The sequence below is a fragment of the Blautia sp. An249 genome, assembly GCF_002159835.1.
GTDB classification, from domain to species: Bacteria; Bacillota; Clostridia; order Lachnospirales; family Lachnospiraceae; genus Blautia_A; species Blautia_A avistercoris.
This window is the reverse complement of the sequence record NZ_NFJL01000001.1, coordinates 107,759-127,613: the sequence shown is the minus strand read 5'-3', so window position 1 is coordinate 127,613 and position 19,855 is coordinate 107,759. Positions and strand designations below refer to the sequence as shown.

Sequence of the window (19,855 nt, the reverse complement as noted above, 5' to 3'; positions counted from 1 at the left end):
CACCTATCCTTTCACCGCGCCGAAGCTTAAGCCGCGCACCAGATGCTTCTGAATACAGAGACAGAGAATGATTTCCGGCGCTATGGCAATCAGGGAAGCGACGGCCATCTGTCCATAATGAACCGTATCCGTAGCAATATAGGTGAGGGCCGATACTGTGATGGTCTGGATATGGAATCCGCATAACATCAGTCCGAAGGTAAAGTTATTCCAGCAGAAGATAAAGGATAACAGAGCCGCCGCCACAAGTCCCGGCCGAATCAGGGGGATCAGCATTTTAAAGAACACCGACCACCAGCTATAACCGTCCAGTTCCGCCGCCCGTTCCATTTCCACCGGAATATCTTCAAAATATCCCCTCAGCACCCAGATTAAAAGGGGCAGCCCGATAAACTGATAAATCCAGATCATTCCCAGATAGGTATCGTACAGATGCAGGGTCTGGAAAATGGCAAATAACGGAATGATAATTAATATTTCCGGCGCAAATTTAAAAGACAAAATGGTGAAAGCGACGCTTTCCTTCTTCTTAAACTGATACCGTGCCAGGGCGTACGCCGCCGGCACTCCCACAATCACAGAAATCAGCACTGCTCCGGCACAGATAATGAAGTTATCCGTAAAGGCCTTTACGTAATTTCCCGTGGTGAGCACGTTTTTAAAGTTTTCCAGGGTAGGTTTGAAAATAAACAGGGTCTTATACATATCCACATCACTTTTAAAAGAAGTGATTACCATCCATACCAGAGGAAAAAGGGAAAAAATCATATATACCACCAGAAGAATGGTTCCTGCAATCCCTGCTGTCCGTTCAAATTTTGATTTTCTTTGATACATATTCTCCCTCCTTTCTATCCGGCATTGGCGGATTTTGACTTCAGCCAGGCGGATACCAGTTTCTTACTGACAAAGTTAATAATCAGCCACAGCACCAGAATCCGCGGAACTGCCGTGCCGATGCTGGAATAGGTAAACGCCTCCTGGTACGCGCTCAGGGACAGATTCATCAGGGTATCTCCCGGGCCGCCTTTGGTGGTGGAATAAATAATGGAAAATTCCTGGACTGCCGCACAGAAGCGAAAGATCAGTGCAATCAGCAGCACTGGTTTTAACAGGGGCAGGGTTAAGGTTTTGAAGGTAAACCAGGCCGTTCCCCCGTCAATCATGGCCGACTCATAGGGGGATTTTGGCAGTCCCTGCAGTCCTGCCAGCACCAGAAGAAGCACAAAGGGGGTGTTTACCCACAGGTCAATCAGCACTACGGAAAAAAGGGCTGTGGAGGAATCTGCCGTCCACGGAAACGCATACACCCCAAATAAGTTCAGAAATTTTTCAATGATTCCCACAGAAGAATTGGTCATCAGTTTAAACAATAAAGTGGCGATTACCGGCGAAACCATCAGGGGAAAGATTAATACCACCTTCAATATCCTGCTGAAAAGATTGTCTTTCCTGTTTAATGCCAACGCCAGTAAAAGTCCCAGTAACATCTCCAGTCCCACGGTGGCCACTGTGTATTTCACCGTCACCCAGAGGGAATGCCAGAAATCTGTGCTTTTTAGCATCTCCACCCAGTTTTTTATTCCCACAAATTCCCATACGCTGCTTTTCAGGGAAAAATTCGTAAAGGAATAGAAGATTGCCTGACAAAAGGGATATAAAATCCCTAATGTCACAATCAGTGTAGGAGCTAAAATCAGCCAGGGCCGAAGCTTCAGGTATAAAGGTTTTTTCTGCTGTTTCTCCATACTACCCTCTCCATTCTTTTTGTCCTTTCTTTATGACACGTCTACATGAGATACAATTTCGTCCAGCTTTTCTTTTAAATCATCCATGCCTTCCTGGGTGGAACTGTACTTACCTTCTACCAGATCCTGCAGCGTCTGGCACCAGGTCTGGGATACTTCAAAGAAATAGCTCTCCGGTATGTATAACATTTTCGTGGTATCTACAGTCGCTTCAAAGGTATCCACAAATCCCACAGAATTCTTCAGAAGTTCCTGATAGGAATCCTGTTCGAAGCTGGACTGTCTCGGTGTGTTTACAATCTTGGCGCTGACGGAAGCCTCGTTCTGGTACTCTTTTCCGGAGAAGTACTGAAGGAACAGCCAGGCGGCATCCTTATGGGAAGATGCACTGTTCATAGCCAGGGACCAGGTGTAAAGCTGCGCTACCCTGTCGTCTTCTGTTTTTCCTTCCGGAAGAGGAATGGGAATGGTCACCAGATTCTCCGCCTCGGCTGCATTTTCCGGAATGGTCTGAGAGAATACATTATTGGTGGCGTCAATCATCATTGCCGCTGTTCCCGCTCCCAGCTCTCCTCCGCAGGAGGACCAGGTGGCGCTGGCCCAGGTGGGACTTCCTCCATCCTGAATCAGTTTCACATACCAGTCTGTCATTTCCACTGCTTCCGGACTGTTCACGCAGGAAACCAGCTTTCCGTCCTGAATCTCAAAATCCTTTGCTCCCCACATGGAATAGATAGTCTCATAGGAAGTAATGATGGTTCCCCATCCCAGTTCTCCCCGAAGAGCCATTCCATAGGTGTTCTCGCCGCTGTGACCCTGCAGCGCTTTTGCTGCTTCGTATACGTCTTCCAGGGTTTTAGGCTCTTCAATTCCATGTTCTTCAAAAATCCGCTTATTGTACACCAGAATGGTAGATTCAAATCCCATGGGCAGTCCCCAGAGGGAACCTTCTCCCATCTCATGTCCCTCTACGCCGTCCCACCGGGCGGAGTTTAAAATCGAAGGGTAAAAATCTTCCACATCAAAGTCTTCCGATGTCTTGGATGCATTATCAATATAAGGCTGTAAGTCCTCCATATATCCTGCCTTGGCGTATTCCCAGATCTGATACGGCCCGGTCATAAAAATATCCAGTTCATCGGATTTGGCATTCAGAAGGGTGGAAACCTTATCAAAATAATTAGACTCCGGAATGGTGGTATGATTGACTTTAATTCCTGTCAGATCTTCAAATTCGCCCAGTTTCTCAATAATGGGAGTCACATACTGATGCTCGTTAAACAGAATATTAATGGTCTGTCCGTCGCACATCTTCCAGTCGAATTCTCCTGTATCTGCAGATGCATCTGATGTACTCTGCGTACTTTCCTCCCCCTGCCCGCAGCCTGCCAGTGAACCAACTGTCAAAACCGCCATAATACAGGCAATCGCCTTTTTCGTTCTTTTCTTTAACATATGGAATACCTCCTTCACTTTTTGTTAGCTTTATCTGCAGTACCGTCTGTCTGAAAACCGCGCGCGTAAAAACTTCTCAGATGTCCGGTACTTTCATCCTATTCCTGTTTAAATTGTCTCCTTCCAGTAATTTAACGGTTCATTCCCGCTGATAACTCTTATATCCCGCATACGGAGCTGTTCCAGAAATCCCTGGGGCGCTCTCCAGTCAGTAATCACGGCCTGAATTTCCTTAATGGGACTAATCAGGCACAGAGAATCATCGCCGAATTTGGAATGATCCATAACAATAAAAGACTCTTTGGAGGATTGCATAATCCTTCGTTTTAAATTGGCTTCTCCCATATTGGGAGTGGTGAATCCATGCTCAATGGACAGATGATTTCCGCTTACAAAGCCTTTGTCATAGAACATTTGATTCACCATATCTTCTGCAAAATTCCCTACGCAGGAAAGGATTTTATGACGGAATTCTCCTCCAATCAGAACCACGGATATGTCCGGCGCATCTGCCAGTTCCATGGCAATATTGACAGCGTTTGTGGTCACCATAATTTTCCTTTTATGTCCTTTTTTTATTAATCTTGCCAACTGTAATGTGGTAGTTCCGGAGTCTAAAATGATGGCGTCTCCGTCATTAATACATTCGTAGGCCGCTTTTGCAATGGATATTTTTTCTTTCAGATATTTGGGAATTTTCTCTGAATGAGAATACTCCCGAAGAGAACTGTCTACGCTTACGGCTCCGCCCCAGGTTCGTTTCACCTGGCCGTCTTCCTCCATCTTCATCAGCATCTTACGGACACTTACCTCAGACACCTGAAAAATTTTACTTAATTCAGACACTGTAACTGAAGACTTTTTCTGCAGTAACTTAAGTGTGTATTCTTTCCTATCTTCCAGTAACATCTTTGATCCCCTTCGTCTTTCTACTACCATTATAATCTTTGAAAATCTCTGTTTTCAATATTTGTTGTGCATATTGACTATTTTTCATGGTTATATCTAGGATTATAATGTGTATTTTATACAATTCACCAAAATTTCAGTTTCAAATAGTTCCAGATTCTTTCGAGATTCCCGTTCTCCGAAACCACTTCGTAAGAATTGATAACTATATAACAATTTCATATACTTTCATTTTTTTCCAATTGCGCAAAAAAATACGGCCAATGTGTTATTCATTGGTCGTATTTTCCCTTCCTTTTACCGTTTTGCCGGAATCTGCATCTGAAACTGAATTCCGCCTTCTTCCCGACTGGCGCCAATCGTTCCATGATGTTTTTTTACAATCGCCCTGGCTACAGATAAGCCGATTCCGTACCCCCCTGTCTTCCTGGAACGGGAAGAATCTCCCCGGTAGAAACGGTCAAACAGGCAGTCCAGATCTCCTTCCGGAATCCTGTCGCAGGTATTATAAATCTGAAAAGAAGCATACTTTCCTGTTCTTCCCAGGGAAATATAAATTTCCCCTGAATGGGGCGTATACTTAACTGCATTATCCAGTAAAATGGATACTGCCTGACATAGTTCTTCCGGGTTTCCTTTTACTTTCAGCTCATCTTCAATCATCGTATGAAGCCGGATTTCTTTCCCTTCCATCAGAATCTCAAAGTTCTGAATAAGCTGAAGAACTTTCTGCCCATAGTTAAATTCTTCCGTCACGGCTGCATCCTGCATTTCTTCCAATTTGGAGAGAGTCAGCAGATTTTTTATCAGATTTCCCATCCTGTCAGTCTGATTATGAATACTTTTCGTCCACTGATTCTCTCCTCCGTTCATCTCTATCACTTCCACATCTGCCGAAATAATAGCCAGGGGAGTCTTCAGCTCATGTCCCGCATCTGTTATAAACTGCTTTTGTTTCTCTATACTTTCCAGCACCGGATAAATCGCTTTTCCGGAAAGAGCTGTAACCAGAACCAGCACCAGAAGGATACACAGAATCCCCACTAAAATTGATGTAAAGGCAAAATTCCGAATCATATTCAAATCATTGCGACAGTCCACAAAGACGGCCAGACATCCCTCTTCTGTCTCTGTTATCCGGTAACGGTATGTCTTATAATACCCTGTGGTCTTTCCCTTCTCCAACAACTCTTTTACGTAGGTTACAGCTTCCTCTTCTGAAACGGAAGCAATATGACTTACGTCTGCCTGATATTCCTCCTGGGACACTTTCACAGAAAAATATCTGGTTTCAAAAGGAGTCTCCCTGGAGGGAGAAAAACGAAACAGAGGCATCCCTTCCTCCCTTGCCTCTCTTTGCATCTTTTCCTCATCCTGCTTTGGCCTTCCCGTTTCTTCCGGGAATTTTCCTTCGTTATCTGAGAGCATCTTCAGCAATGTCTCAGATTTCTGGATATTCTGATAGATATTCATTCCGTTAATGGTTCCCTCTACCAGTATCAGTACCGCCAGAAGAGAGAGCATAGTTATAAAAATAAACCGTTTCTGCAGTTTATGTCCCATATTCCTGTTCCTCCAGACGGTATCCGGTTCCTCTCAGCGCTTTGATAACAAAGGGCGCCTGCAGATCCGCAATCTTTTTTCGCAGATAAGAAATATTGACCCAGACCACCTGACTGTTGGTCTCCGAATTATATCCCCAGATCCTGGAGAAAATCTGTTCCTGAGAAATGAACATTCCCGGATTTTCCATAAACAGTTCCATCATCTGATATTCTTTCTTTCCCAGATAGAGGGATTTGTTTTTATACTCTAACTGAAAGGTCTCCCTGTTTAAAACAAGCTCTCCAATCTGCAGCAAATTAGCCGTTATCTGTGGTTTTCTTCTGGTCATGGCACGGATTCTGGCCAGAAGTTCCTTCATAGCAAAGGGTTTTGTCAGATAATCATCGGCTCCCAGATCCAGTCCCTGTACCTTATCGTCTACCTCCGATTTCGCCGTAAGAAGCAGCACCGGAACGGGATTCCCTTCCCTGCGGATGCGCTCCAGTACTTCCAGTCCGCTCATCTGCGGCATCATAATATCCAGAATCACTCCGTCATAATCCGTATTTCTTATCCAGTCATAGGCGTCGGTTCCATTAGAAACCGTATCCACTAAATAGCGGTTATGTTTTAAAACTGCCTCCAGGGCATCGGCCATTTCCTTTTCATCTTCTGCCAGCAGAAGCCGCATTTCTCTTCCCTCCTTCTTTTACTGTTTCTTAATTATAACATAAAATCAGGTAGTATGGCGCAGGGCATCTATGGGCCGTTTTCCGGCTGCCAGGCTGGCAGGGTATAAACCAAATAAAATCCCGGTTACACTGGAGAAAGCCACGGCAATCCCCACCACCTCCATGGACATCTGAAATTCCATGGAACCGTCCATAAAAAATTCCGCCGCCTTTAATATGACCCAGGAGATTCCGATTCCTGCCGCGCATCCCAGGATACTTACCAGAAACGCTTCAATGAGAAACTGGGATAAAATACTTCCCCGCTTTGCCCCAATGGCTTTTCGTATTCCTATCTCCCGGGTTCTCTCGGTAACGGATACCATCATAATATTCATAATGCCGATTCCGCCCACCAGCAGAGAGATAGCCGCAATTCCGCCCAGCATCAGGGACATGGTATGATCCACATTCTCCATGGCCTCCATCACCTGAGACTGATCCACAATGGAAAACGCATCTTCCTCGTTTTCAAACCGCTCTAAAAGTATGGTTTCCAGAGTCTGCTCTGCCTTTTCCATGGAATTCTCATCGGCGGAAGAAACATAGAACTGGGTTATATCCAGCACATTATCTGCAATTCTGGTCATGGTAGAATAGGGAATGTACCCTTCTAAGGTAACGGATGTATTTTCTGTGCTGTCTCCCTGACTTCCTCCCATGGAGGAAAGGGTATCCGAATCTTCCCCGGAAAGCACCCCTGCCACCAGAAATTTTCTTCCGTCCAGAGTCAGTGTCTCTCCTGCCGCATTTTCATGTCCGAAGAATTCCGTGGCAGTATCTGCAGTTATCACAACCACATACGAATGATTCTCCACATCTGTCTGTTTCAGAAAACGTCCGTACGCCAATTGAGAATCCATAATCTGAAAGTACCCTCCGGTTACCCCGGTCAGCCTCATGGTTTCGTCTGTATAGCCGCTTTTTGCCGTTACGCTTGTCATGGCGGCAGGAGAGGATGCCGAAAAGGCATCATCCTGAAGCATACTTGTAAATTCACTGAGCCGCAGGGGATTCTCTTTATCATCACTGACGGATACCGTTAAATAATTGGATCCAATGTCTGAAATCTGTTCTGAAACAGAAGTCGTAGCTCCTTCCGTGATGGAAACCAGCACAATCAAGGAGGCTACACCGATGATAATTCCCAGCATGGTAAGAAAGGTACGCATTTTATTGGCCCCGATTGCCGACCAGGCCATTTTGCATGATTGAAAAAACATTCTGTATCCTCCCGCCTTTTATCTCTGGCCTGAGCCGCCCGGCATCTGGCTGCTTCCGCCTCCCATGGCGCCGCCTCCCTGAGGTCCTCCCTGGGGCATATCATCCATAGAAGGAAATTCTCCTCCCATATCCTGTGGGAACTGCATCTCTTCTCCGTCGGTTCCCAAATCCTGACCCTGTTTCTGATAATAAACGGTATCTCCTTCTGACAGTCCCTCCGTAATCTCCACAGTTTCTCCGTCTGAAAGACCTGTGGTCACCATTTGCTCTCCTGTGAGATTTCCCTCTTCATCCTGTTTGGTATAGACAAAGGTTTCATTGCCTCTTTCCTGCAGGGCGTCCACAGGAATCGTCACCACATTTTCTTTTTCCTCTACCACGATGGTGGCAGAGGCATTCATCCCCGCCTTCATCTGCTCTTCCTTCGAGATGCGGATTTCCACCGTATATTTGGCCACTCCGGAACTGGCGCTGGCTGTGTTTCCCACTTTAGTCACAGTTCCCTCAAAGGTTTCGTCCTCAATGGCGTCCATGGTAACCTCTGCCTTCTGTCCTGTCTCCACGGAATTAATGTCCAGTTCATCTACGTTGACAGATAAAATCATGGTTTCTTCTGAAGCAATCGTAAACGCTGTAATCTCTGTATTATCATACTCTCCGGAAGTACTCTCTGCTTTGTTTTCTGTCTCCTGGGTATCCTGCACCGTCTGGCTTTCCTGATTTTGTGTCCCTGTCTCCGCCGCCTGCTGTTCCTGTCCGGTATCTGTATTCTGTAAATTATCCGTACTCTGTTCTTCCGGCTGATTGCTGTTACCCTGTTCTTCCTCTTCCTGCTCTTTTTCCTGGCTTTCCATTTGAGTTTCTTTCTGTTCTTCCTTATCTGTTGCCGGATATGTCACCTGGAAATACAGGGTATGACGATCTTCAGATACAGAGATTCCTGAGAGAATCCCTGTTGAAATTCCCTGAATGCTGTCGCTTCCAAAGCAGAATCCCTCTCCTGCATACAAAGTTACCGAAGCCTGATAGATAGTATCTTCCTGAAAGACGCTGTCTTTGGGATCCCATTCTGCCTTTCCCGTATAACTTCCGTCCTGTGCATTTACGGTTGTCTGGGGCGTTCCTCCCGTTGCCGGCGTCTCCAGCACAGCCTGATTCGCCTGGCTGAAACCGCTGCTTACAAGGGAGAACTGCAGTTTCGTCTCTTCTTCCTTTGTATCCGTAATCTCTTCTTCTGAATCCTCTGTCTCCCCGTCTTCGGTAATATTCGAAACGCTGCACAACATCAAAGAACTTCCACTGCCGGAGACATTGTTTTGCTTATATGACATGGCGGCGGCCTGGGCAGTCCCTCCTGCGGCGGAACTGCTGCTTCCCCCTGTGCTTTCCTCCTGGGAATCAGAGATATAAATTTCTTCTATGGTACCTTCCTGTTCAGACGTAATAGTCCCTGTTTCGGAGATTTCCAACAGCTTCTGAAGGGTCTGGGCCAGGGCTTCCCTCTGTTCTATCTGCTCCTGGTATTGAGCCGATAACGAATCACTGGTCAGTGTATACAGGGTATCCCCCGCCTCCACCGCCTGATCTTCCGATACTGCGATCTCTTCCACCGTCCCTCCTGTGGCTGTAAGGGCAAGAGACTGATGAATATAGGTGGCGCCTGTTCCAAGGACGGTTCCGTCAGATGCCGTCACGGCGGCAGTATCATCCATCCCTACTCCGCTGTCTGTACAGGTGACTGTTACCTTTGTGCCGGTTACACTCTCAATGGTTCCGGTTACAGAATTTCCTCCGGAAAGGGTTACGGTTACTGTATCTCCTTTTTCTATAGCGACGTCTGTTTCCAGAGTAACCCCCATTTTCCCGTCACAGGAAAGGAGCATGACTGCGCCATTGGCAATCATAACCTCTTTTAAATCGCTTCCCTCTTCCATGTAAATCCGCTTGATTCTTCCCCCTACTTCGGCAGAAACGGATTCTGTTTCTGTTTCTTCTTTACTTTCCTGAATCTGGCTGTCCAGAGACTGGATCTCTGTCTGTATTTCTTCTATGGTCCCCAAAAGAGAAGCCTGATCCACCGTTGCAAGTACGGTGCCTTTTTTCACAGAGTCTCCTGCCTCCACCTGAATTTCATCAATCACAATTCCCGATGGAATCTTTACTGATTCTCCCGTATCTGTCTCCAGATTTCCGGTTCCCACAATGCTGTTGGAAAGTGTTTCTCTCTTTGCCTGCACCTGAGTGGCGGACATTTCCATCCGGGGCAGCGTCTGTCTGCCTTTTTTCAGCATCCATCCTCCGAATCCTGCTGCTCCTGCCACTGCCGCTAACAGCAGAATAAGAAACGCTTTCTTCTTCCCTGTAAGTCCCTTCCATCTTAAACGGAATCCTCTTTTTCCCTTCTTCATACCCTGTCTCTTCCTCTCTATGCCAATTCAGAAGGTTCCTCTGCCTGATACTCCTCCCATTGGGCCGCACTTTGAACTTCCGTCAAATCTACGCTTCCTTCATAGCTGTCTGTTGTAACCGTATACTGGCTGGTTCCTTCCACGTAGACCGTTCCATCTGTCCCCATAATGGTTACTGGTTTGCCGCTTTCATCCACAATTTCTCCTGCATTTTGCAGACTGCTGACCGTACTGTCACCGGTAACCACCCATTGGGAACTGCTGTCCACATACAGATTCGCATACCCTTCTCCTGCTTCAGGGGCGTCCGTATTATCCTGAATCACAGCCCCTTTTAAGCTGCTGCCTTCTGTGAGATAAAAATCCAGTTTACTGATCTGATCCCAGATAACATCTCCTTCCATTTCCTGGGCGATACCGGTAAAATGACAGTCCGCCCCATTATTTCCGGCCTCTCCCCAGCCCCGTTCATTGCTGTTTCCCGTACAGCGCAGGAAGAACTCATTTTCTTCCGGATAGGTGATAGAAACTCCATTCAGAACAAAGGTGCTTTCTGTATTGGTGGTATAGAACATTCCTCCGTTTTCTCCTGTCAGGGTGCCGCCTGTCATCTGGAAGGTGCCGTTCCCCTCCTGGGAATCTCCGGACATGCTCTGATATAAGATCACATTCCAGGTACAGCCGTTTCCTTCGTAATCCGCCATATTTCCTGTCACATCGCAGTCAAACAGACGCAGGGAATTCAGTCCTTCCAGGCAAACTGCTTCGGATCCGTTTGCCGTCAGCTCTCCATTATGGACAGAAATATCTGCGGTGCAGTAAACTGCAGGAGAACCGGTTCCATTGGTGGTATAGGAACCGCCGTCAACTACCATGGTTCCTCCTCCCCGGTCGCTGCGAATGGCGGCAGAGGATTCCCCGTTTGTTTCTACGTCCAGATCCCAGGCGTAAACCTTTCCGCCTCCGGCTGCATGAATGCCTCCGGAAGTATCCTGGGAGGTGGTAATCTGGGTATCTGAAACATATAAAGAGCCGCTGTTATAGGCGAAAAGCCCGGCGCCTCCGGCTGCGTCTGTATCCACCGTACTGTCTTTTACACAGGCAGTTCCGTCCGATACCAGTAAAGCTGCTCCTACTCCATAGAAACTGGAAGAATCCCCTCCCTGGCTGTCCTGGGAATTTCTGGTGATTTTCATATTGGTAAAAGTTGTTTTTGCACCATTCAAAACGTGAATGGCGTTTTCATCAGTTCCTGTGGACGCAGCCGTTTCTCCTGTTATTTCCGTATCTTCTGTATATTCGTCAACTGCTTCATACTCCTCCGGCTCCTGGGCCTGGCCGCCTCCCGGCATCTGACCGCCTCCGCCCATTCCCATGGAAATTATCTGAATCTCTTCTGCTTCTTTGTCTTCATTTAAAGTAACTGCAATGGTATCCCCCTCCTGCAGATCTTCCAGGGCGATTTCTTCCTCCTCCGGCATTTCTCCGTTTTTTGGCATTTCAGGAGCTTCCTCACCCTCCGGCATTTCAGGGGCTTCTCCATCTTCCGGCATTTCAGGGGCTTCCTCACCCTCCGGCATTTCAGGGGCTTCCTCACCCTCCGGCATTTCGGACACTTTTTCCCCTTCTGGTTTCTGGGTCCCGCCCATTCCCTGAGGACCGCCGCCCATGGACTGCTTTTTATATTCTGTTTCTTCAGTCACTGTAATTTCCATGGTTTCTCCGGTCAGTTCCAGCATAGACGGAGGATTTTTGCTTTCTCCTTCTTCTGTTTCCTCTTTTTGCTCCATTTCTTTTCGTGTTCCCACGTCAATGGTTATCCTGCCTTCGCTGATATCTGTAATCTCTCCATAAATGGTGTCTTCACTGGTTTCTGTATTTTTATCTGAAGTGTCGCTCTGGGAACATCCGGCCAGTACAGAAGCGCTCATAGCCATTCCCAGTAAGATTCCTGCCCATTTTTGTTTCATTTTTCAAAGTCCTTTCTGTTTTTTCCATTTATTATAGAGTTTTAACCTTAAATGAACTTTAAAAAACTTTCGGGCTGTCAGACCTTTAACACAATTTTCACATCTTCCCAAAAACCTGGATTTCCTATTACATAAAACCGGCTGGAGGTCTTCCCTTCAGCCGGTGTATAAAATTCTCTATTCTTTTTCCAGACTTTCTGTATCGAATGCAAAGGGAAGAAGTTCCCGAATGGTTGTATCCATTCCCTCTTCCAGGCTCTCCAGATAAATAGGCGTATCCGGATTTAACAGTTCCGCCAGCACCTGCCTGCAGGCTCCGCAGGGGGTTACCAGCTTTTTCCCGTCGCTGACAATGGCCAGCGCCTGAATCTGTTCCTTCCGGTATCCCCGGGAATAAGCTCCATATACAGCGTTTCTCTCTCCGCACATGCAGGAACCGTAGGCTGCATTCTCAATATTTGCACCGGGTATATAGGTCCCGTCTGTCAGGGCCACACAGGCTCCCACATGATAATTGGAATAGGGAGCATAGGCGTTTCCCATGGCTTCTTTGGCCTTTTCTAACAGAACTTTTTTCTCATCCATGGCGTTCCTCCTTTTCGATCAGACCTTCAATGGCTCCCACCGCGATTTTGATTGCCATATCCGTATCGTGTACCACCGGATTGTTCAGCCCTTCTTTTTCCCGTTCCTGATTGGCCACCGTCAGAAAGATGGCGCCGCAGCGCACTCCCAGAGAAGCCGCCACGGTGAACAGCGCCGCCGATTCCATCTCCGAAGCCAGGCAGCCCAGACGTTTCCAGGCTTCCCACTTATTGATCAGTTCGTAGCTTACCGGACTTTTCTCCGGGCTGTGCTGCCCGTAGAAGGAATCTTTGCTCTGTACCACTCCCACGTGGTATCTCTGATTCTGTCTCCCGGCGCTTTCTGCCAGGGCCTGTACAATCTCATAATTGGCCACAGCGGGAAATTCGATGGGCGCATACTCCCGGCTGGTTCCCTCCATCCGGATGGCCCCGGTGGCAATCACCGAATCCCCGCTCTGCACATCCAGCTGAATTCCTCCGCAGGTTCCCACACGGATAAAGGTATCTGCACCCGACTGAACCAGCTCTTCCATTGCAATCGCTGCGGAAGGCCCTCCGATTCCTGTAGAGGTAACGCTTACCTTCGTTTCCCCCAGATAGCCGGTATACGTAATAAACTCCCTGCTGTCGGCAATCTCCCTGGCGTCGGTGAGATAGGCTGCAATCTTTTTGCAGCGTTTGGGATCTCCGGGCAGGATCACGTATCTTCCCACGTCCCCTTTCTTTATCTGAATATGATACTGGTATCCTTCTTCTGCGTATTTCATCTTCCACCATCCTTTCCTGGACTTCATTATTTACAGAAATTATAACACTTTTCAAATTATCTTCCAACAATTTCCTCTTTTTTATTTTTTTGGATATTCCCTTTCTTTTCAATCTGTTTTATACTATCCCAAAAGGAGGAATCAGTATGCGTATTCTTGTTGCAGAAGATGATAGAGATTTAAATCAGATTATAACGTCCAGTCTGAAATCTGAGCATTACAGTGTGGATTCCTGCGAAAACGGAAGAGACGCTCTGGATTATCTGGAATGTGCCGAATATGACGCTCTCATTTTGGATATTATGATGCCTGTAATGGACGGCCTGACCCTGTTAAAGACCATCCGCCGCCGGGGATCTTCGATTCCTGTTTTACTTCTCACGGCCAGAGACAGTGTGGAAGATCGGGTTACCGGCCTGGATGCGGGGGCCAATGACTATCTGATAAAGCCATTCGCCCTGGAAGAGCTCCTTGCCAGAATCCGGGTTCTGCTTCGCAAACCCAGCCAGACTCCCAAATCTTTTCTTCAGACCGGGGATCTGACCCTTTATCTGGATACGCACCAGGTATTCCGGGGAGAAAAAGAGATCACCCTCTCAGGAAAAGAATTCTCTCTTCTCCGCTACCTGATGCAAAATGAAGGGATTGTTCTCTCCCGGGACAAGCTGGAGCAGCATATCTGGAATTATGATTTTACCGGAGGGTCTAATGTGATTGATGTTTACATTCGTTATCTGCGTAAAAAAATTGACGAAGGGCATACCCGGAAACTGATTCATACCGTCCGGGGCACCGGATATGTGTTAAAAGAAAAATAAGCATTTATTCTGAGGGAATTTATGAAAAAATTATCTTTGAAAGTAAAACTGACTATCCTATATACCTTTTTTATGACTCTGGTCACCTGTCTTTCTCTGGCGATCCTGTTTTCTTTAAGCAGTCAGGAAATTCTGACCTCTGTACAGTCCGCATTAAAAGAACAGGTGGCGGACAGCTTTCATGATATTCAAATGGAAAATGGCAGAATTGACTTAAATTCGGATTTCTATGATCTGGACGGAGGCGTCTATCTGTCTCTCTACAGTAAGGACTCCGATTTTCTGTACGGGCGGATCCCCTACGGATTTCCATCTGCGCCTCCCATAGAGGATCAGCGTCTAAGGACTCTTTCCAGCGACTCGGGAAAATGGTATGTCTTTGATCTGCAGTATCAGTTAGAAGATCAGACCACCGTCTATGTGCGGGGCATCACCTCTCTGACCGATGCGGAGGCCTCCCTTTCCATCACTCTCCGGCTGGCCCTGATTGTTCTTCCTCTTTTAACCATTCTGACTGCGTTTATCGGATACCGGATGACTTCCCGGGCACTGAAACCGGTAAAAAGAATCACCGATACCGTAAAGAGAATTCAGGAAAATGAAGATCTCTCCCAGAGAATCGGTTTATCTCAGGGACGGGATGAAATTTATGAACTGGCGGATACTTTTGATCAAATGCTGCAGAAGCTGGAAGAGGCCTTTGTCCGGGAGAAACAGTTTACCTCCGACGTTTCCCATGAACTGCGCACCCCGGTGGCTGTGATTCTCTCCCAGTGTGATGTACTTCTTTCCGATCCGACTTATACGCAGGAACAGAAAGAGCAGATTCAGACTATTTCCCGCAAGGCCAGAGAAATGTCCCAGATGATTTCTCATCTCCTTTTGCTGACCCGGGCGGATCAGGGACGACAGAAGCTCCAATTGGAGGACATTAATATCAGTGAACTGGCGGAAATGGCAGCCGAAGAGCAGAGCCTTCTGGCCGCCCGGCACAACATCACCGTAGAAACCCAAATACAGCCGGACATTATCGCCCGGGCAGATGAAACCTTTTTCATCCGTCTTCTGGTAAATCTTCTGTCAAATGCCGTCTCTTATGGGAAAAACGGTGGTTACGTAAAACTGACCCTGACCTCTGACGGAAGAGAAGCCACAGGAATCGTGGAAGATAACGGAATCGGAATCTCCCCGGAGGCCCTTCCCCATATCTGGGAACGCTTCTTCCGTGAAGACTCTTCCAGAACTGTCCGATCTGATGAAAAACATTCCGGTCTGGGCCTTTCCATGGTCCAGTGGATTGTCAAAGCCCACCACGGCACAATAAGCGCCGAAAGCACTCCGGGAGAGGGGAGCCGTTTTACTTTTCAGATTCCTCTGAAGTCCGTCTCCTTATGAACATACATCCGTGTCATTTCCGGTTCTCCGTCGCCCTGAACCATACACAGATATTCCCATCCGTATCTTTCATAAAAGGAGGTATGGTCTGTGATCAGGTAAAGGGTTTCTATCCCGGATTCTTTCATATCCTCACAGACATACCGCAGTAGATTTCCGGCGATTTTCCGGCAGCGGTATGCCTCTTCCACATAGAGGGAACACACATTTGGCCTTAAATCCTTCCGGTTGTGAAAATCATTCTCTATCACACCGATACCGCCCACAATGCGGTTCTTCTCTACTGCAATATACCACTGGGGAATCCTGTTTCCAAATCCTTCGGTTATACTTTCCTTATATGCCTCAGCAGGAATTCCCCACTTGGAATGAAACCAGTCTGCAGCTTCCTCTGTTCTTTCTTTGTGTTCTCTCAGTTTTAAAATTTCCACAGCCATCTTTCTCCTCATCAATCACTGCTTTTCCGTTTTTTCCAGACCTGATATAAAATATCTTTCAGAACCAGCATGGCATCCTGTTCAGAAAACTGATAGTCTCTTTTTAATTCATCCAACATAATTGTTATCCTTCGGGCATAGTTGGGAATATTCACTTCCGTCTGATATTTCAGAAGAATCGGATACTTTTTCCCCCAGGCGCGTGTCCAGTCTATTTTTTCTTCTGTTTCTTCCCTGGTTTTGTCAATGGCCTCCTGAATTTCTTCTCTTTCAAGATCGAAGTCAATCAGATCATCCAGTGACATTTTATAAAGCACCGCCATTTTCTTGGACTGCCGAATATCCGGAATGGTTTCATCTGTCTCCCACTTGGAAACGGTCTGTCTGCTCACACCCAGTTTTTCCGCCACATCCTCCTGGGAAAATCCGCATTTTTTCCTGGCGTGAAATAAGCTGTTTCCTAAACTCATTTTTTTCCTCCTTATCTGTTGATTCTCTTATTATACGCTCTTATAAAGATGCTGTCTGCCGATTAGAATCATCAGATATGCCCGTTACCCTTCCATTTTTCTCACTGACTGAATATGGAGATACCTTTCAGCATATGGTGCAGCCTCTGTTCGTCAAAGGGAAGATATTCTGCAATGGTAAAGCCCACAATATCTCCCCAACCGGAAATATCTTTCAGTATTTCAGATAATTTCTCCATGGTCATTTTCCCGCTTCCGCTGCCGTCGCCTACCAGCTGGCTGTCTGCAAAATACGTGGAATGAAACAGCTTTGCATCCAGTACATCAATATCCAGATGAACCAACAGATGATCAAACCTTTTTGCAAACTCCCGGATTTCCGTCTCTGATACAAATTCCTCTGTCTGCACCTTAAAGTTTACGTTTTTGTCTCTTAAGAACTGTTCCTGATAGTCATGAAGCTCCTGAAGCCCCACGTACAGAATCTCATCTGCCTTAAATTTGGGATTCTTCATCAGTCCGGTAAGTTCTTTATCTCCGTCTCCCAGAAGGGATCCAAGTACCATCGCATGGGCGTTGGGATAATTGCTTTCCACCGTAGAAACATCCGGGTGGGCGTCAATCCAGATGATCCCCAGATTCTCATAAAGCCCGTGAAGATAATCGAAGGGAGCCTGGGAAACCATACAGTTTCCTCCGATGGTGATAATCTTATCCGGTTTCTCCTCTTCAATTGCCTCCATGGCCCGCTGAATTCCTGTCACAACCTCTTCCCGTGCATACATTCCATCCACTGTCTGATATTCTTTCCCGTCAGGCGGATCTATGGTTACTTTTACCAACGGCTGATTTTCATTTTCGGGCAGAATGTGAACAAGTAAATTTGCTCCGAAATAATAGGTATCCAGACCGCCGCTTAAATAGTCCGGATACAGTAATCGAATGGTCTTCATTATATCTCCTCCTGCTGTTTTAGCAATTATAGCACATCCTCTGAAGATTTCGGATACTTTTTAATTTTATTCTAATCTTTTTATGATATACTGTATTTACTGAAAAACAAAAAGACAGGAGGATTTCCATATGAAAAAATATATGTTTACCTTTGCTCTTGCCTGCTCTCTTACGGGTCTGTTAAGCGGCTGCGGCCTGGGAAATACCAAAGACATCGGCCAGGATAAAGCCCGGCAGATTGCCCTGGATGATGCGGGGGCAGACGAATCCCGTCTCTCCCATCTGCGTATTTCCAAAGACCGGGACGACGGCAAAACTTATTATGAAGTAGAATTTCTGGCAGATAATACGGAATATGAATATGAGATTGCCGCTTCGGACGGAGAAATTCTTTCCTTTGATTATGAAATCAAAAATCCCTCTGCTTCACAGGAACAGACTTCAGGAGTTTCTCCTTCTCCGACTCCTGCTGCTTCTCCTTCGGTTTCCGCCACTGCCTCGCCTGCCAGGGAACCGGCTGACAACGCCGCACCTTCGGGCAGCATTTCTATGGAGCAGGCAAAACAGGCTGTCCTGGAAAGAGTCCCGGGAGCATCGGAGGCGAATCTGGAGATTGAGCTGGAGCATGATGACGGACAGCTTATTTATGAAGGGGAAATCCATTATAACCGGACGGAATATGAATTTGAAATTGATGCAAATACCGGAAATTTCTTAAAGTGGAGTGAGGATCATTAACCTCAAAGGGAGAGCGCAAACGCGCTCTCCCTTTGTCTGGTTGGGTTTTATCAGTTCAATTTCTCGTAAACGGCTGTCTCATACGGACGCAGAACCTTTTCTGCTCCTTTCGTATTGTCTTCCCCATAGTTTCCGATTAAACGTTCAAATCCCCGGAAATCTTCCTCTAATTTTACTGTCTGTTCTTCTTCGGAAAAATTATTCAGTACCAGAATTTCCTGTCCTTCCAGATAACGTTTATAGGCAAATACGTTTTTCTGATCCAGGAAAAGGAATTCTATGGTTCCTTCAGCAATGGCCTTTTTCTCCTTCCGAAGCTGAATCAGTTTCTGGTAGAAGGAAAAGATAGAATCTGCATCTTTTCTCTCTGCCTCGGCATTGATAAATGTATGATTTTCCGGAATGGAAATCCACGGCTCGGCTTCTGAGAATCCGGCTCCTTTTTCCCCTGTCCACTGCATGGGGGTCCGGCTGTTGTCTCTGGATCTGGCTGCCAGAATTTCCAGAGCTTCCTCCTGGGTTTTTCCATCCTTTCTCATAATCTCATAATAGTTTAAACTTTCCACGTCGCGGTACTGACCGATTTCCGTGTATCCGGCATTTGTCATTCCCAGCTCTTCTCCCTGATAAATGTAAGGGGTTCCTCTCATCATATGGATACTGGCTGCCAGCATTTTCGCTGATTCTTTCCAGTACTTCTTATCGTCTCCCAGACGGGAAACCACTCTGGGCTGATCATGGTTGCACCAGAATACGGCGTTCCAGCCTCCCTGTTTCTGCATCTCTTCCTGCCACGTTCTGAACAGATTCTTAAGAGCGTCTATGTCCGCGGGCATAAGCTCCCATTTCTGTCCGTCTTTATAATCCACCTTTAAATGATGGAAGTTAAAGCACATGGACAGTTCCTTCTCCTGAGGATTGGAATAACGGATACAGTTTTCAATGGTGGTGGAAGACATTTCTCCAACCGTTACCATATCCTCAATTCCTGTGTCAGCCACAAGTTCCTTTAAGAATTCATGAACGTGGCGGCCGTCTGTATAGAATCTTCTTCCATCTCCTTCAAAGTCATCTTCAAATACTTCCGGTTTGGAAATCAGATTTACCACATCGAAACGGAATCCCTTAATTCCTTTTTCTTTCCAGAAACGAATCACGTTTTTCAGTTCTTCTCTTACTTTGGGATTCTCCCAGTTCAAATCTGCCTGGGTCACATCGAATAAATGCAGGTACCATTTTTTCAGATGGGGAACATATTCCCAGGACGGGCCGCCGAACTTGGACTGCCAGTTTGTAGGATACTGATCCGGTTCTCCGTCTTTGAAAATATAGTAGTCCATATATTCTTTCTCGCCTTTTAAGGCGCGCTGGAACCATTCATGTTCTGTTGATGTATGGTTGAATACCATATCCAGCATCAGTCCGATTCCCCGTTGGTCGGCTTTCTGAATTAGTTCCTCCAGATCGCCCATAGTTCCAAACAGAGGATCAATATTTAAATAATCCGCAACGTCATATCCATTATCATTTAAAGGCGATACGAAAAATGGCGTCAGCCAGAGATAATCCACTCCCAGTTCCTTCAGATAGTCTAATTTTTCAATCACACCTCTTAAATCACCGATTCCGTCTCCGTTGGAATCTTTAAAAGACTTCGGATAAATCTGATAAATTACCTTATCACTAAAACTTCTCATTT

At 46.4% G+C, this 19,855-nt stretch carries 18 protein-coding genes; 3 read left to right on the top strand and 15 right to left on the bottom strand.

Annotation, left to right across the window (positions count from 1 at the left end; all coding sequences use genetic code 11):
- Positions 1–3: 3 nt before the first annotated feature.
- From B5F53_RS00610 to udp, 11 genes are all read right to left on the bottom strand, one after another.
- Positions 4–837 carry a carbohydrate ABC transporter permease gene (locus tag B5F53_RS00610; RefSeq protein ID WP_087218205.1) on the bottom strand — a complete coding sequence of 278 codons (834 nt, stop codon included), beginning with the start codon at positions 835–837 and terminating at the stop codon, positions 4–6.
- A gap of 14 nt (positions 838–851) precedes the next feature.
- Entirely contained in the window at positions 852–1,748 is an 897-nt protein-coding gene (locus tag B5F53_RS00605; protein ID WP_087218202.1) for a carbohydrate ABC transporter permease, read from the bottom strand.
- A gap of 30 nt (positions 1,749–1,778) precedes the next feature.
- Complete coding sequence (locus B5F53_RS00600; protein ID WP_087218199.1) at positions 1,779–3,203, bottom strand: ABC transporter substrate-binding protein; 1,425 nt, start codon at positions 3,201–3,203, stop codon at positions 1,779–1,781.
- Between the two features lie 108 nt (positions 3,204–3,311).
- Positions 3,312–4,112, bottom strand: a complete 801-nt coding sequence (locus B5F53_RS00595) for a DeoR/GlpR family DNA-binding transcription regulator (protein ID WP_087218197.1) — start codon at positions 4,110–4,112, stop codon at positions 3,312–3,314.
- Positions 4,113–4,409: 297 nt separating this feature from the next.
- Entirely contained in the window at positions 4,410–5,675 is a 1,266-nt protein-coding gene (locus tag B5F53_RS00590) for a sensor histidine kinase (RefSeq protein ID WP_087218194.1), read from the bottom strand.
- Positions 5,665–6,348: a response regulator transcription factor gene (locus B5F53_RS00585; protein WP_087218191.1), complete on the bottom strand. Its 684-nt coding sequence runs from the start codon at positions 6,346–6,348 to the stop codon at positions 5,665–5,667. Before B5F53_RS00585 ends, B5F53_RS00590 begins: the two co-directional genes overlap by 11 nt.
- 45 nt (positions 6,349–6,393) lie before the next feature.
- Positions 6,394–7,611: an ABC transporter permease gene (locus B5F53_RS00580; RefSeq protein ID WP_087218188.1), complete on the bottom strand. Its 1,218-nt coding sequence runs from the start codon at positions 7,609–7,611 to the stop codon at positions 6,394–6,396.
- 18 nt (positions 7,612–7,629) lie between these two features.
- A complete protein-coding gene (locus tag B5F53_RS00575) occupies positions 7,630–10,020 on the bottom strand; it encodes an HlyD family efflux transporter periplasmic adaptor subunit (protein WP_087218184.1) in 2,391 nt (796 codons plus the stop codon).
- A gap of 17 nt (positions 10,021–10,037) precedes the next feature.
- Entirely contained in the window at positions 10,038–11,990 is a 1,953-nt protein-coding gene (locus B5F53_RS00570) for a hypothetical protein (protein ID WP_087218181.1), read from the bottom strand.
- 177 nt (positions 11,991–12,167) lie between these two features.
- Complete coding sequence (gene cdd / locus B5F53_RS00565) at positions 12,168–12,575, bottom strand: cytidine deaminase (RefSeq protein WP_087218178.1); 408 nt, start codon at positions 12,573–12,575, stop codon at positions 12,168–12,170.
- Positions 12,568–13,344, bottom strand: a complete 777-nt coding sequence (udp, locus tag B5F53_RS00560) for a uridine phosphorylase (protein ID WP_087218174.1) — start codon at positions 13,342–13,344, stop codon at positions 12,568–12,570. Before udp ends, cdd begins: the two co-directional genes overlap by 8 nt.
- Positions 13,345–13,490: 146 nt before the next feature.
- Between udp and B5F53_RS00555 the strand changes: the two genes are divergently transcribed.
- Together B5F53_RS00555 and B5F53_RS00550 are read left to right on the top strand one after the other, a co-directional pair.
- A complete protein-coding gene (locus tag B5F53_RS00555; RefSeq protein WP_087218171.1) occupies positions 13,491–14,162 on the top strand; it encodes a response regulator transcription factor in 672 nt (223 codons plus the stop codon).
- A gap of 21 nt (positions 14,163–14,183) precedes the next feature.
- Complete coding sequence (locus tag B5F53_RS00550) at positions 14,184–15,557, top strand: sensor histidine kinase (RefSeq protein ID WP_087218169.1); 1,374 nt, start codon at positions 14,184–14,186, stop codon at positions 15,555–15,557.
- On the opposite strand, the gene B5F53_RS00545 is transcribed toward B5F53_RS00550, so the two are convergent.
- The 3 genes from B5F53_RS00545 to B5F53_RS00535 form a co-directional block, all read right to left on the bottom strand.
- Positions 15,527–15,994, bottom strand: coding sequence for a GNAT family N-acetyltransferase (locus B5F53_RS00545; protein ID WP_204246885.1), 468 nt, complete (start codon positions 15,992–15,994; stop codon positions 15,527–15,529). The genes B5F53_RS00550 and B5F53_RS00545 overlap by 31 nt on opposite strands.
- 11 nt (positions 15,995–16,005) lie before the next feature.
- Positions 16,006–16,464, bottom strand: coding sequence for a helix-turn-helix transcriptional regulator (locus B5F53_RS00540; RefSeq protein ID WP_087218166.1), 459 nt, complete (start codon positions 16,462–16,464; stop codon positions 16,006–16,008).
- Positions 16,465–16,565: 101 nt separating this feature from the next.
- Positions 16,566–17,417: an arginase family protein gene (locus B5F53_RS00535; RefSeq protein WP_087218163.1), complete on the bottom strand. Its 852-nt coding sequence runs from the start codon at positions 17,415–17,417 to the stop codon at positions 16,566–16,568.
- Between the two features lie 130 nt (positions 17,418–17,547).
- Here B5F53_RS00535 and B5F53_RS00530 point away from each other — a divergent pair, with 130 nt between their 5' ends.
- Positions 17,548–18,156, top strand: a complete 609-nt coding sequence (locus tag B5F53_RS00530; protein WP_087218160.1) for a PepSY domain-containing protein — start codon at positions 17,548–17,550, stop codon at positions 18,154–18,156.
- 50 nt (positions 18,157–18,206) lie between these two features.
- Here B5F53_RS00530 and treC read toward each other — a convergent pair whose 3' ends face one another.
- On the bottom strand, positions 18,207–19,853 hold the full coding sequence (gene treC / locus B5F53_RS00525; RefSeq protein WP_087218157.1) for an alpha,alpha-phosphotrehalase: 1,647 nt from the start codon (positions 19,851–19,853) through the stop codon (positions 18,207–18,209).
- Positions 19,854–19,855: the final 2 nt, after the last annotated feature.